The organism is Methyloceanibacter sp., assembly GCF_050728395.1.
In the GTDB taxonomy this organism is placed as follows: domain Bacteria; phylum Pseudomonadota; class Alphaproteobacteria; order Rhizobiales; family Methyloligellaceae; genus Methyloceanibacter.
On sequence record NZ_JBOHJB010000013.1, the window covers coordinates 1 to 13,150 of the forward strand.

11 protein-coding genes are annotated in these 13,150 nt (G+C 61.8%); 4 read left to right on the plus strand and 7 right to left on the minus strand.

The genetic code is table 11. The features are described 5' to 3' along the window. Together ACREC7_RS03885 and ACREC7_RS03890 are read right to left on the minus strand one after the other, a co-directional pair. On the minus strand, positions 1 to 1,450 hold a 1,450-nt coding region (locus ACREC7_RS03885), incomplete at its 3' end, for an amino acid permease (RefSeq protein ID WP_431554381.1). A 49-nt stretch (positions 1,451 to 1,499) separates the two neighbouring features. Further along, positions 1,500 to 2,507 carry a metallophosphoesterase family protein gene (locus ACREC7_RS03890; protein WP_431554382.1) on the minus strand — a complete coding sequence of 336 codons (1,008 nt, stop codon included), beginning with the start codon at positions 2,505 to 2,507 and terminating at the stop codon, positions 1,500 to 1,502. Between the two features lie 270 nt (positions 2,508 to 2,777). Between ACREC7_RS03890 and ACREC7_RS03895 the strand changes: the two genes are divergently transcribed. After that, positions 2,778 to 3,842 (plus strand): hypothetical protein, encoded by a 1,065-nt coding sequence (locus tag ACREC7_RS03895; RefSeq protein WP_431554383.1) that lies wholly within the window; start codon positions 2,778 to 2,780, stop codon positions 3,840 to 3,842. Between the two features lies 1 nt (position 3,843). Here the strand turns inward: ACREC7_RS03895 and ACREC7_RS03900 are convergent, their stop codons facing one another. Genes ACREC7_RS03900 through ACREC7_RS03910 form a run of 3 tightly spaced genes read right to left on the minus strand, consistent with a single transcriptional unit; the run spans position 3,844 to position 10,141 of the window. Continuing rightward, the gene (locus ACREC7_RS03900; RefSeq protein WP_431554384.1) at positions 3,844 to 4,881 is read right to left on the minus strand and encodes an alpha/beta hydrolase family protein; all 1,038 of its coding nucleotides are present in this window, start codon (positions 4,879 to 4,881) and stop codon (positions 3,844 to 3,846) included. Next, positions 4,878 to 5,909: an adenylate/guanylate cyclase domain-containing protein gene (locus tag ACREC7_RS03905; protein WP_431554385.1), complete on the minus strand. Its 1,032-nt coding sequence runs from the start codon at positions 5,907 to 5,909 to the stop codon at positions 4,878 to 4,880. The genes ACREC7_RS03900 and ACREC7_RS03905 overlap by 4 nt, the downstream gene beginning before the upstream one ends. After that, the gene (locus ACREC7_RS03910) at positions 5,906 to 10,141 is read right to left on the minus strand and encodes a response regulator (RefSeq protein WP_431554386.1); all 4,236 of its coding nucleotides are present in this window, start codon (positions 10,139 to 10,141) and stop codon (positions 5,906 to 5,908) included. The genes ACREC7_RS03905 and ACREC7_RS03910 overlap by 4 nt, the downstream gene beginning before the upstream one ends. 175 nt (positions 10,142 to 10,316) lie before the next feature. On the opposite strand from ACREC7_RS03910, the gene ACREC7_RS03915 reads away from it, so the two are divergent. After that, the gene (locus ACREC7_RS03915; protein ID WP_431554387.1) at positions 10,317 to 11,051 is read left to right on the plus strand and encodes a class I SAM-dependent methyltransferase; all 735 of its coding nucleotides are present in this window, start codon (positions 10,317 to 10,319) and stop codon (positions 11,049 to 11,051) included. Positions 11,052 to 11,272: 221 nt separating this feature from the next. Here ACREC7_RS03915 and ACREC7_RS03920 read toward each other — a convergent pair whose 3' ends face one another. After that, complete coding sequence (locus ACREC7_RS03920) at positions 11,273 to 11,506, minus strand: hypothetical protein (RefSeq protein ID WP_431554388.1); 234 nt, start codon at positions 11,504 to 11,506, stop codon at positions 11,273 to 11,275. 147 nt (positions 11,507 to 11,653) lie between these two features. Further along, positions 11,654 to 11,947 carry a hypothetical protein gene (locus tag ACREC7_RS03925; RefSeq protein WP_431554389.1) on the minus strand — a complete coding sequence of 98 codons (294 nt, stop codon included), beginning with the start codon at positions 11,945 to 11,947 and terminating at the stop codon, positions 11,654 to 11,656. A gap of 256 nt (positions 11,948 to 12,203) precedes the next feature. Here ACREC7_RS03925 and ACREC7_RS03930 point away from each other — a divergent pair, with 256 nt between their 5' ends. After that, positions 12,204 to 12,473 (plus strand): hypothetical protein, encoded by a 270-nt coding sequence (locus ACREC7_RS03930; protein WP_431554390.1) that lies wholly within the window; start codon positions 12,204 to 12,206, stop codon positions 12,471 to 12,473. Positions 12,474 to 12,623: 150 nt separating this feature from the next. After that, positions 12,624 to 13,130, plus strand: a complete 507-nt coding sequence (locus ACREC7_RS03935) for a DUF1993 domain-containing protein (protein WP_431554391.1) — start codon at positions 12,624 to 12,626, stop codon at positions 13,128 to 13,130. The last annotated feature ends 20 nt before the right edge of the window (positions 13,131 to 13,150 follow it).

The window sequence follows — 13,150 nt, forward strand, 5'->3', positions numbered from 1 at the left end:
CGCCGACGACGGCGCCGATCAGGCCGAAGATCGTCACCATTGGAATATTTCCCACCTTGTAAGCCGCGCCGGGCGAAGCGTCGTAGAGCGCCTTCGCGCGGTACGGCATCAGCGCACCGGCGAGCGCGGTGATGACGAACACGTAGCCGCAGGCGAAGGTGACCCCGAGGGTCAGCGCCGTCCAACTGCCCCACAAATTGTAGACCAGGATCACCGGGACGCTGGCGAGGAAGTACGCCAGGTGGGCGTTGACCGGAGTGTGCAGCCGGTCCGAGACCCGGCTCACCCATTCGGGCAACAGGCGATCGAGCGACATGGCCACCATCACGCGGGTCATGCCGATATAGCAGTTGTTGACGATCTGGAACGAGTTGAGGATGTAGCCGAAGGCGATCAGCACCACGATGATCGGGCTGCCTGCGAGCGCCATGGCCACAATGTTGGGCCACAGAAAGACACCGTTGAATTTGCCTGCGTCCAATCCCGCCCAATAGCCTGCCCCCACCACGTAGAGGAAATTGGTGCCGATTGCGTGCTGGAAGGCATAGGCCAGGAGAGCGAGCAGCAAACCGGTCGCGATCAGCGATCCGAGGATGATGATCATCTGGTTCTGAAACGAGCGGGCGCCCTTGATCTCGCCGTTCTGCTGGGCGCTATAGGTTGCCCATTGCAGAGACGTCCAGGCGATCGGCGCGACCAAAAGAGTGGCCAACAGGCTGAACGGCGGGTCGAGATCGATATTTGCCGCCTTCGCCGCATCGATTGCCGTCTGGTAGAAGTTTGGCGTTCCACCCGAGGCGACGACGAAGTCATTCAGCTTCTGCGCGAAGGTCTCCGGCGTGGCGCTCAACAGCAGGTACAGCATGAGGCCGAACGACAGCAGCGTCGCGTACCACATCACATATTGGAATTTGACGTAGTTCTTGAAGCCGCTGACCAGCAGCAGCATCGCCAGCAGCGCATTCAACACGCTTACGATGATGATGCCCCAAGGCGTGGTGAACCACACGCCGATGCTGGTCAGTGTCGGGCTGCCCATGGTGCCGCCCAATCCGAGAAACAGGGAGGCAAACCCGAGGTAGGATAGCAGCCATCCTGAGAGAGCGACCCATTGCAGGATCCAGATGACGAAGCCTGACATCACCACCGCAAAGCCGACCCCGCCGCCGAACACCCGGCTTTGAAACACATAGTCGCCGCCAGAACGCGGCAGCGCCGTCGACAGCCAGACATAGGTCAGCGCGATGGGGATCTCGAAGATCATGGCGAGCAGAATCCCCCAGACGAGCCGCCCTCCGGGCAGCGCGCCAGGCGCCCACAGATAGGTCCACGGGAAGATCAGGCCCATCGTCAGAATGTTGTAGATGAAGGCCGAATAGGGCGACATCACCCGCACGAGGCCTGACGAATTACGGGTGAAAACTTCCGGCTTTGCTGCAGCCACTGCCATGATAGTTCTCCGTTATCTTGATTAGAGTTTCGCTCCCCGCCGCGACACTTCAGCCGGCGGTCAGCTGATAATTCTTCACCTCATCTTTAGCCAGAGTCATCAGGCAGCCGCGCAGTACGCCCTCGCCGTATTCGCTGCCGGGGTTCACGGACGTGGTGCGGCCGATTTTGACAACGCCGCCGGATTCGTGGATATGGCCGTGCAGGCTGAGCAGCGGCTGATGCGATTCGATTGCCTGGCGCACGGCTTTGCTGCCGGCGCCATGCATGACCACTTGGCCTCCTTTGATGATCTGGGTCGGCGGACTCGTGTTCCAGTCCAGCATCGGACAGGTATCGAGCGTCGAATCCACCGGTGGCACATGCAGGTTGAAGATCGCGTGCTGGGCATCGGCCACGCCGCCTGCCAATCCTTCGATCATCTTCCCGAGATCATCGTCATCGACCTCGCGTGGCGTCTTCCACGGCGTCCGGTTGCTGAACCCGACGCTGATCATCGTATGGTGATCGTCGATCTGCACCTGTTTGCCTTCGCAGAAGACGACGGACTCCGTGTTTGCATCCCTCAGCAATTCGAGCACTTCGGGATCGTCGTCATTGCCGCCGATCATGAAGCATTTGACGCCGCTTCCGGCGAGCCGCGTCTCGGCAAGTTCGATCCAAGAGGCCAACCGTTGACGGGCAAGCTCGTGGAACAGGCTCTCGACGGCGCCGGCGTCGGACTGAATTGCCCGGTACTCGTCCTCATCCATGATCTTGCTGTAGTAGCCGAGCGTCCCAAGACGATCCTCGAAGCCCTGCAGGTCGGCTTGTCCCTCAAGATGCTCGGTCTTGCCCATGAGGTGCGCCCGGTAGCCGCCATTGCCCTCGCGGATGACGGGGATGGCGAGCTTGCCGACCACGTCACCGCCCATGATCAGGACATCGGCCTCATAATGTTTTGCGGCATTCAAGAACTTGCGAAAGATGCGCTGGGAGCCATGAAAATCGGAGGCAAAGAACAGACGCGTCTGCCTCTCGGTGCTCTTTGGGGACGCGCTCCTGCGAAACAGTGACATAAGAACCAGGTTCCCCCAAATCGCCCCGAATTCTTGGCTCCGCTCGACGCGGACTTGACTAGTCTACACCCACTGCGCCGGCAAAGTTAATCCCCCGCAAGGAAGGCAGCGACCTGAAACCGAGGTGGTGTCCCCGGATTACACAAAGGAACGCCACCCCCACCGCTTAGATTGGCGACGCCCGGCGGTCGATTCTGCGGTCAACCCCGGGCATTTGCCAGATTTGCGCCGCTGGGCTAACCGTTCCGGGGATAGAGCAGAGATTTCTCCATGCCGCCGATGGTAATTCGCTTCTTGGCCAGCGCGCTTCTTGCCCTGCCTTTGGCGGTGGTTGCCTGCCTTGCCGTCCGGAGCGAGCCTGCGCCGGCCGGCGGGGCGCCAGTTGCCCCGACCGAGGAGGTGGCCGCTAAGCCCACCCCCGAGGCGCCGGTGAAGGTCGTGGTTGGCGCCTACATCAACGACATCCAGGAGCTCGACTTCAAGACCAACAGCTACGCCATCGACCTCTATGTCTGGTTTCGCTGGAAGGGAGCCGATCTCGACCCCTCAAAGACCATGGAGTTCATGAATCGCTACGCCTCCGACGCCAACATCCGCGACGAGCTCTACGACAAGCCGAAATCCATGCCTGATGGCGGCCTCTATTCCATCATCCGCTATCAGGGCCAGTTCTCGACCAAATTCCAGCTGGAGAAATATCCCTTCGACACGCAGTCCCTGCTGGTGGTGATGGAAGACACGGTCGCCGCCGCCGACACGCAAATCTATGTTCCCGATCCCGAGGGCAGCGTCACCATCAACCCTGACATCACGCTTCCGGGCTTCAAGGTCGGCAAGCCGGAGGTGCAGGTCGTCGACAGGCCCTATCCCACCAATTTCGGCGATCTCGCCGAGCCGGAGGCATCGGCATATTCGCGCCTGATGCTGACCATTCCGGTGACGCGGCCGATCGTGGCGATGTCGATCAAGGCTTTCGTGCCCATCGGGCTGATCGTGGTGTGCGCTGCGCTCGTGTTCTTCGTGCGGCCGCGTTACGTCGAGGGCCGCATCGGCCTTGGCATCACCGCGCTTCTGACGCTCGTCGCTTTGCAGCTCACCTCCGGCGCGTCGCTTCCCGATGTCGACTACCTGATGATGATCGACAAGATCTATCTCCTCGCCTATTTGTTCATCATCCTGGCGCTGGCGCGCGTGGTGATGACGTCGTGGCGCGGCGCCGATGCGGAAGCCGAGGCGTCCATCGCGCGCCACGATCGCATCTGGGTGGGCGTGCTGCTCGCGGCCTATTTCGCCGCCAACCTCGCCGTTGCCTGGCAGGCGCTGCGCGTGACCTAGATCATCGGCTCAAGGCGGTATCGAAGAACTTCACCGCCGCGCTCCCCACCGATGCGTGGATGGCGGCGCGATCGACGCCAGGCGCGTCCTTGCAGGCCTCGGGAAATTCGTCTTTGCCTTCGTCGTCGCATTCATTGACGAAGATCTCGTGGTCGACCGCACCTGGAATGATGACGAACTCGGCATGGGGAATGTATTTCGCCGCGAACTCGGCGTTTTCGGCTGGAGGTGTCTGCGTGTCGCCGGCGCCGACGGTGATATAGGCCGGCATGTCGAGCTGCTTGAGCCCGGCCTCGTCCATGCCGAAGGCCTTGATGATGCCTGGCGCCATGGCGAACACCGCCTTGACGCGGGCGTCCTTCACGTTGAGCGCGGGCTCGGGGTCGAGCGGGAGCTCGTCCCGGATGTGCTCGGGAATTTGCTGATTGTTGCGCCACCCTTGCTGGAAGGCGAGGTATTTGTCGCGATTGACCTTGGCGCCGCCGAGCCAGAGCGCCGTGAAGCCGCCTTGGCTGTGGCCGGCGACCCCGATGCGGTCGGCATCGAGATATTTGCTCCAGGCGGGATCGCTCAGCAGAAAGTCGATGTCGAGGCTGACATCGACCGGGCGCTGCCACAGCCTGTTGGCGAGATAGGCGATGGTCGAATCGTAGCTATTTGCCCGCCAATGATAGGGCGCCGCGACGATGTAGCCGTGCGAGGCGAGCGTTTGCGCGAACCAGGCGTAAGACAGGCCGGTGCTGCCGCGCCCATGCGACAACATGATGAGCGGGCGCTTGTTGCCGTCGAAGGCGATTTCGGCATCCTTGTAGAGGGTGAGGTTGGCAAAGAACGGCACGACAAAACGGGGCGATCCTTCGCTGACCACTGCCGGATAAAACACCGCCATGGAGAGGGTCCGAGGCCCGTAATGGCTGTCGGCAAACTCGACTTGGCTGATCCCCACCGGATAGATGCGATCAGGCTCGCTTGCGCCCGACGAGGCACAAGCAGCAAAGACCGCAAGCACGGAGGCAACAGCGGCAACGCAACCCTTCATGTCTTCTGCGGGCCAATGCCGAAGACAGCGATCGTCCCCTTGCCCTTGACCTCCATGTCGCCCAGGTTCTCGGCCTGGAAGCTCGACGAGACCTGCTCCCAGACATCCTTGGTCACCGCGACGTATCCCGGCTTGGATTGATCCGACATGCGCGAGGCTACATTGACCGTGTCGCCCCAGATATCGAACTGATAGCGCTCCTGCCCCACCACGCCGGCCACCACCGGCCCGGCATGCACGCCGACCCGCACTTCCCAGCCGAGCCGCGCGTCGATCAGCGTCGAGGCCATCTCCAAGCCGCAGCGCACGGCCGAGCCGATGGGATCGTCCACCTGGTGCAGCAAGCCTCCGGCGGCCATGAAGCCGTCGCCGATGGTCTTGATCTTCTCCAGTCCATGCCGCGCCGTCACCCGCTCGAAAATGACGAACAACGCGTCGAGCCGCGACACCACGTCTTCTGGCTCGTGCTTGTCGCAGTAGGAGGTGAAGTTGGTGACGTCGCAGAACAGAACGGCGACATTCTCATAGCGCCGCGGGATCACGGTGCCGATGCTGCGGATCTCGTCGGCCGCCTTCTTGGGCAGCAGCGCATGCAGCAGCTCATCCGCCTGATTTTGCGCCTCGCGCGCCTGCGCCAGGGCGTCCTGCAAGGCAAGCTGCGTCTTGACCCTGGCGAGCACGATCGGCCCGGAAAACGGCTTGTGGATATAGTCGACCGCGCCGACCTCAAACCCATTCTCCTCGTCGAGCGCGTCGGTCTTCGCCGTGAGGAAGATCACCGGAATCTCGCGGGTGACCGGGTTGGCCTTCAGCCGGCGGCAGACCTCATAGCCGTCCATGCCAGGCATCATCACGTCGAGCAGGATCAGGTCTGGTTTCTCCGCGGCAGAAGCGAGCACCAGCGCCTTCTCGCCGTTGGTCGCCACCTTGGTCCGGTACGCGCCTTTGAGCACGCCCGAGATCACACCGACATTGGTCGGGGTGTCGTCGACGATCAGAACGAGCTTGTTGTCGGATGCGCGGGTCATTTGAGGTTCAAGGATAGACGATCTGTGATCGACGAGAGGCATTTGAGCGCCGATTCGAAATTGAAGTCACCGACAAGCTCGCCCAAGGTTTCGATTTCGGCGGCAGTCAGAACGCCGGCCAATTGCGATCTCGCGTCGATCATGAAATCGGCCGCCTCGCCGTCGTCGGTCTCGAGCAGCCGCTTCAGCCTGGTCAACGGCTCCACCACCGCGGCGGGATCGCGAGAAGCGCCGCCGCCGTTGGTCGGGGCCACGTGCGGCAGCGCGGTGCGGATGGCACCCACCGCCGCGCCAAGATCGATCGACAAAGAGGTGAGCGCGGCGTCGATACCCTGCCCCATCCTGATTGCCGTCTCGGCCCTGGCCGCGGCCTCGGACAGGGTGGTGGCGCCGAGCGTGCCGGCGGCGCCCTTCAGGGAATGGGCGGCGCGCTCCGCCGCCGCCGCATCGCCCATCGACAGCGCCTTGCGAATGTCTTCGACCGTCGTGGCCTGCTGAGCGGCGAATCTGCGCAACAGACTCTCGTAGCGCTGGCTGTTGCCGCCGGTGCGCTTCAGCGCGGATTTGACGTCGATGCCGTCGATAGCGAGCGGACCATCGGCAGCGAGCTGAGGCGTGGGCACCGCCGTCAGCGCCGGCTTGGCTTCGGCCCATTCATGCAGGCCGGCGCCGTCTCCGTCGGGACGCTTGATCCAGCGCAGCAGGACTCCGAACAATTGATCGGGGTCGATCGGCTTGGCGATATGGTCGTTCATGCCGGCTTGCAGGCACATCTCACGGTCGGAGACGAGTGCGTTCGCGGTCATGGCGATGATCGGCAAGGTTTCGAAACGCGGATCGGAACGCAAGATGCGGGTCGCCTCGATGCCATCCATGACCGGCATCTGCATGTCCATGAGCACGATGTCGTAATCGCTCTCGCGCGCCATGCGCACGGCTTCCGCGCCGTTCTCGGCAAGATCGACGAAGACTTCGGCGTCTTCGAGCTGGCCGATGGCCACCTCCTGGTTAATTTCATTATCCTCGACCAGCAGCACGCGGGCCCCGCGCACGCGCTCGATATCGAAGGAAGGTCCGGCGACGATGGTTTCGGTTGCTTCAAGGTCGGCACCTAGCGCCACGATGGCTGTATCGAATAGAATGGAGGAGGTCACCGGCTTGATCAGGACGTTCTCGAAGCCGCTTTCCTCGGCCTGTTTCAGAACTTCTTCGCGACCGTAGGCGGTCACCATCACGAGATGAGGCGGAGTGTCGAGATTGGGCAAAGCAAGAATGCGCTTGCCGGTTTCGATGCCATCGAGGCCAGGCATCTGCCAATCGACGAAGGCGATGTCGTAAGGTTCGCGGGCTTGCGCCGCTTGCTTGACCATTTCGATGCCTTCCTGACCCGACGGCGCCTCATCCGCGACGAAGCTCAAATTGGTCAGCATGCCGGACAATACGCTGCGGGCCTGCGCATTGTCGTCGATGATCAGGACGCGCCGCCCGCGCAGATCCGACTGCAAAATGCGCCGGCGCGGGGCCATCTCGGCTTTGCCGAGACGCGCGGTGAAGCGGAAGGTGCTGCCCTTGCCAAGCTCGCTCGTCACCTCGATGGTGCCCCCCATCAACTCAGCCAGCCGCTTGGAGATGGCAAGGCCAAGACCGGTGCCGCCATATTTGCGGGTGGTCGACACGTCGGCCTGCTGGAACGCCTGAAACAGGCGCCCGATCTGCTCCTGAGTGAGGCCGATGCCGGTGTCGCTCACCGAGAACAAAATGAGCTGGCTCTCTTTGGAATCTTCCAACACCTCGGCCTTGACTACCACTTCGCCCTTTTCGGTGAACTTGACCGCGTTGTTGCAGAAGTTGATCAGGATTTGCCCGAGCCTGAGCGGGTCGCCGCGGAAATAGTTGGAGACCGAAGGTTCGATGTCGAAGATCAGCTCGAGCCCCTTGGCCGAAGCCTTCTCGGAAATCAGATTGCCGACGTTCTCCAGCACCTTGTCGAGATCGAAATCGATGTTCTCGACCGCGAGCTTGCCAGCCTCGATCTTGGAGAAGTCGAGAATGTCGTTGATGATGCCGAGGAGATGCTGGCCCGAATGCTTGATCTTGACGACATAATCCCGCTGGCGCGGCATGAGGTCCGTCTTTAGCGCGAGATGCGACAGCCCGATGATGGCGTTCATCGGCGTTCTGATCTCGTGGCTCATATTGGCGAGGAACGCGCTCTTGGCCTCGCTTGCCGAGAGTGCCGCTTCCGTCGCCTTCTCCAGTTCGCGTTGCGCCCCGAGCAGCAGCTGCTCGGCTTCCTTGCGGCTGTCGATATTGCTCCACGAGCCAACCACTTCGAGAGGCTCGCCGTTCGCGTCGCGAATGAGATGCTGCTCGTCGCTGACCCAGCAATAGGAACCGTCCTCCCTGCGGAACCGGTATTCGGAAGAATGCGCTCCCGTCTCGAACAGCTGCGCCTGCTCAGCCTCGACCTCGGCGAGATCGTCCGGGTGGACATGTGCGCGCCAGAATGCGGCGTCCTTCAGATATTCTTCGGAACGGTAGCCGAACAGGCCCGCGATATTGTCGCTGACGAAGGTGGGGGCGAAGTCGCCGCTCGCGGTAAAACTGTAGATGACTGACGGCGCCGCCGACAGCAGCAGGTCTAGCCTGGCGCGCACTCTCTCCCGCGTCTCCTCGGCCTCCTTGCGCGCCGTGACATCGGTCCACGACCCCACGATCTCGATCGGCTTGGCGTCGGCGTCGCGCACGATCTGCTGCCGGTCGTCCACCCAAAAATAGGTGCCGTCCGGGCGGCGGATGCGATACTCGATCGAGCGCCTGTCGTTCTCGAACATCCGATCCACCCAGGCGGCGATGCGCGGCACGTCATCAGGGTGCACATGGTCGCGCCAGAGATACGGGTTCTTGAGATATTCTTGCGGGGTGCAGCCGAACAATCCGGAAATGCTCTCGCTCACATAGGTGGGCTGGTAATCCCCGCCTGCTGACCGGCAATAGATGACTGCCGGCGATGCATTAAGCAGCACGGACAGCCGCTCGCGCGCCGCCTGCTCCGCCCTTTCGCTCACCTCACGCTTATGAGCCGTTTCAAGCTCGCCCAACATATCGTCGAAGGCACCCCCGAGACGCCCGATTTCGTCCTTGCTCGTATCGTCCACACGATGACCATAGTCTCCTGTCTCGCGCACCCGCCTTGCCAATCCTTCGAGGCGCCCGAGCGGCTGCACGATATGGCGGTGCGTGAGGAATGCGAGCAGGACGCTGATCGCGGCCAGCGCCCCAGTCAGCAACAAGCTGCGGTAGAGCCTATTGTCCAAGCCTTCGATGCGGCGCTCGAGCAGTCCCCTTAGCGCGGTAAGTCCGCCTGCCCAGGCGTCGATCGCATCGTTGGCGGCACTGCGTCGGAGATCGTCAAGAGCGGCCTGATCGACCTTTCCCGGATTGCCAAAGCTGTCATCGAGCGCTCCGAGGTAAGCGGTCACACTAGACAGCATCACCGCCATCGGCGCCTCGATCTTTCGCCGCAGCGTCCCGTCGAGATCGCCGCGGAAGGCCGAGGTCAAGTTCCTCGCGATTTCCTCGGCCGTGGACCGGACCATCGCGACGGACGCGAAGAGGCGCGTCTTGTCGTCGGTTGGCAGCGACTGAACCGAGCTTGTGCCAATCAGCCCGCGAATATCGCCGATCTGGCCGAGCAGGCGCGGCATCTGCCTAACCACCGTATCCTGCAAATAGTAGCTGTCGAGATCGGGATCGAGCGCGAGGTTAGAATCGTCGCCGACACGCGAAATCAGGTCCCTGGCCTTGACCAGCGCTTCCCCCACCAGGCCGCTTTTCGCACCCTCCTCGGTGCTGTCCGACCAAAGCCTGCGCAGCGTGTTGGCCAGCGACTGTTCGAGCGATGCGGTATTGAACTTAGCCCCGGCGTCGACTTTGTTGAGTGAATTCAACACCGCTACCGCAGGGGGCAACGCCTGCCCTGAGGCGCCAGCGTCTCCTGGCTCACCAAGGAGCCTGGAATAGACGCCACGAATGGCCTCGACGTAGTTGACGCCGACCAATTCCTTCTTTGCAAACTCAATGGCGATCTGCTGCTCGGCGACCAGAGTGTAGATCGCCACGGCAATGGCGATGATGAACGCCCCGCACAAAACAATGAGCTTGGTGCTTGTGCTCAGATTCCTGAACATTGTAGATGCGGCGGAGTCAGCATTTTCGGTTGGAGTCAGCATGACGCTCCTGGGGCCGAACGACATTTCTCGGGAGCCGGGGCCCCCATTTTCCGGCTGGGCAGCATTCTAGTCCGCAAATGGCCGGGTTGCGCAAACCTAAGTTCGGGGCGCATAGGAGGTATTTGAATAAAAGTCAGGTTATCCGGGTAGCGGCGCTGGGGGGCGGGGGGTGCGCATGGTGAATATCCTCATTCATCAATTTCAGCCCGACGGAGCCGTCGTTGATGCGTCCGCTTTGGAGCAGTTCCAGCGACAATGGGCGACCTACCAGAAGCTCGTCGACAGCGACGAGCTTTCGCATGCGGCGGTGGGCGCGTTACTTCGCGACACGCTCAACCGGAGCTTCGATCGGCCCTTCGCCTTTCTTGACATCGCTTGCGGCGATGCGAGCCAGATGCGCGCGCTCTCCGGCACCAAGGTTCGTCACTATCACGGCGTCGATCTTTCCGAGCCTGCGCTCGAGCTCGCCGCGAACAATCTCAAGGACATGCCCTTCGAGGTCGAGCTTGACCATGGCGACTTCGTCGAGGCGGTGACCCGCCGGCCGGAGCCTGCCGACGTCGCGTGGTGCAGCCTGTCCATTCATCATTTTGCCACCGATGAGAAGCTTCGCCTGATGCGGGCCTTGCACGCGTCCACCGGCAGTCTTCTCATGATCTACGAGCCGACCAGGCAAGACGGCGAAACCCGCGAGGGGTATTTGCAGCGCTTCCGCCGCGTCAACCAGCCGCGCTGGACCATGCTCACGCCGGAGGAATGGGCGCAGATCGATCACCATGTCACCACCTGCGATCTGCCGGAGACGCAGGCGGCATGGCTCGACCTCGGGCGGCAGGCTGGGTTCTCGAAGGCCCGAGAGCTGTTTCAGGATCCGACCGGCTTCTATCGCATGTTCCGCTACGACCGGTGAGGCCCTCAAGCCTGCGCTCCATGAAGACACCCCGGCCGAGCTGACCTGGCCGGGGCTGGCAACTTCATCAGGAGAGCTGGAAGACTAGCGCCGGGCTGTTACAGCAGCATCACAGCCGCGGCGGCGATCGGCTGGGCATGGGAGCCCGCGACGTCGATCGTATCCGGCGAGCGCCGGACCTCATGCCACGCCTCTGACCTAGACGTCCCGAACGGTCTCTTCTACAGACCGGAAGCCCCGTTTGAAGCCTTCAGCGCGAACCGCTTGAGCTTGGCTGAATCGGTTTCGCCAACTGAGGCAAGCGCGACGATAGTCGTGGTCAGCCGGCTTCTGGCGGCGTTCGCATCGACGACATTGCCGCGCCGCTTGAGCTCCCGCCAGGCCTGCTCCAAAGCGCGGTCCATCAGCGACAGCGTTTCCGGCCCGTACATTTTAGGAAGTTCTTCAAGGCGCATGACCATTCCTCCCTGTCAGGAGTGGGCAGTTTCAACTCTGTGCCCCGTCATGCCTTTTGGCTTGTTAACGAAAGTATAGCGCATCGAAGGCCGAAGGGCGAGTCGCTTCGCCCATCGGCGTGTCGTTTTGCTGCACTGCGTCAGAAGTTAGCGAGGATCGCACAGACACACGAAGGGCCCCTCCGAATGCATGCGCCCCTGCTCACCCGGGACGTAGCAGTTCGTCGACCCGGCGCCGATCATGCCGCTGCGGATTTCACCGTAAGGAGCGCCAGTAACGTGGCCGGCGCAGACATAAGCATCGGGCCTGCCGCCGACGGTCACCGGGTGGCGGCACACGGTCTCGCACGGGGCTCCGGCAGACTGAACCCATTTGGTGCGGGCTTCCGCTTGTGCGCACCAAGCCAACGCCAACACGCCAAAGACCAACAAAAATCGCATCGAATCCTCCACTTCAGTTCGCCGCGCTGCGGCATGAGGGCCATCCGGCTGAGGGTTTAGCAACGATTGTGACCTTATTGGGTCTACGATTCCTCCCTTGCAAACATGAGCGAATGTTTCTTTACCCTGAGGTAGGGAACGAGGCATTAACCTCAGGTGACCGGGGGGTCGCCTTGAAGACTGGGTCACAAACGCAACACTTTGTGGTCCTATTCTTGCGTAACAAGGGGGCATGGAAAAGGGGAGCGAACTAGACGTGGTCGAGAAAGACAGTTCCTCCGCCAGGCTTGGCTGGCGTTTTGCAGTCGGAGTTGTGCTTATCGTCGGCGGATACATTGCCTGGACTCTGATTCCAGTCGCCGTCGCCACGGATTTGCCCACGGGCGCCAAGTCGGCGCTGACCGCCCTCTTGGGGGCCACACCGTTCTTGACCAAGGTTGCTGCCGTCGCCCTTATGGGCAGGCCGGCTTATGATCTTTTTAAGCGCAGCGTGCTGAAATCCCTGCGCCTCCGAGCCAGCTCGTAGCCTATTGCGGATAAGGCGCATTCCCGTGCAAAGGCTATTCCCGCAATAGTGTGCGTTGAGCCCTGGCGCCCCGGAGGGGGCTGACAACCTTGTTCAGGCGCCAAGCTCCGACCGCGACCCAGTTTCAAACCTCGATTTGAGGCAGCGCCTATGTCCCTCTCGATGTATCAGGCTTCCGTCCCCACGTTTGTCGCCATGCTGAACAATCTCGATGCCATTTTGCAGAAGGCCGAGGCCTTCGCCAAGGAGCGCAAGATCGAAGAGTCGGTGCTGCTCAATTGGCGGTTCACCCCCGACATGTTCGCCTTCACCCGCCAGATTCAGATTGCGACGGACTTCGCCAAGGGCACCACGGCCAGGCTCGCCGGCGCCGAAGTCCCGAGCTATGCCGACGACGAGACAAGCTTTGCCGCGCTCAGGCAACGCATCGCCAAGACCCTGAGCTTTGTGCAGACCTTCAAGCCCGCCGACATTGATGGCTCTGAAGACCGGGACATCACCCTCAAGCTGCGCGGCGAGGAGATTCGCTTCAAAGGTCAGCCTTATCTCCTGCGCTTCGCGCTGCCGAATTTTTATTTTCACGCCACCACGGCCTACGATCTCCTGCGCGCTAGCGGGTTGGGGATCGGCAAGCTTGATTTCATCGGTCCGATCTAAAATCGCGGATATCGCGACGA

Bases quoted from the DNA above. Each gene is read 5' to 3' on its own strand.
- ACREC7_RS03925 (WP_431554389.1), bottom strand. From the start codon at position 11,947: ATGCGATTTTTGTTGGTCTTTGGCGTGTTGGCGTTGGCTTGGTGCGCA.
- ACREC7_RS03935 (WP_431554391.1), top strand. From the start codon at position 12,624: ATGTCCCTCTCGATGTATCAGGCTTCCGTCCCCACGTTTGTCGCCATG.
- ACREC7_RS03895 (WP_431554383.1), top strand. From the start codon at position 2,778: ATGCCGCCGATGGTAATTCGCTTCTTGGCCAGCGCGCTTCTTGCCCTG.
- ACREC7_RS03910 (WP_431554386.1), bottom strand. From the start codon at position 10,141: ATGCTGACTCCAACCGAAAATGCTGACTCCGCCGCATCTACAATGTTC.
- ACREC7_RS03905 (WP_431554385.1), bottom strand. From the start codon at position 5,909: ATGACCCGCGCATCCGACAACAAGCTCGTTCTGATCGTCGACGACACC.
- ACREC7_RS03900 (WP_431554384.1), bottom strand. From the start codon at position 4,881: ATGAAGGGTTGCGTTGCCGCTGTTGCCTCCGTGCTTGCGGTCTTTGCT.
- ACREC7_RS03915 (WP_431554387.1), top strand. From the start codon at position 10,317: ATGGTGAATATCCTCATTCATCAATTTCAGCCCGACGGAGCCGTCGTT.
- ACREC7_RS03890 (WP_431554382.1), bottom strand. From the start codon at position 2,507: ATGTCACTGTTTCGCAGGAGCGCGTCCCCAAAGAGCACCGAGAGGCAG.
- ACREC7_RS03920 (WP_431554388.1), bottom strand. From the start codon at position 11,506: ATGCGCCTTGAAGAACTTCCTAAAATGTACGGGCCGGAAACGCTGTCG.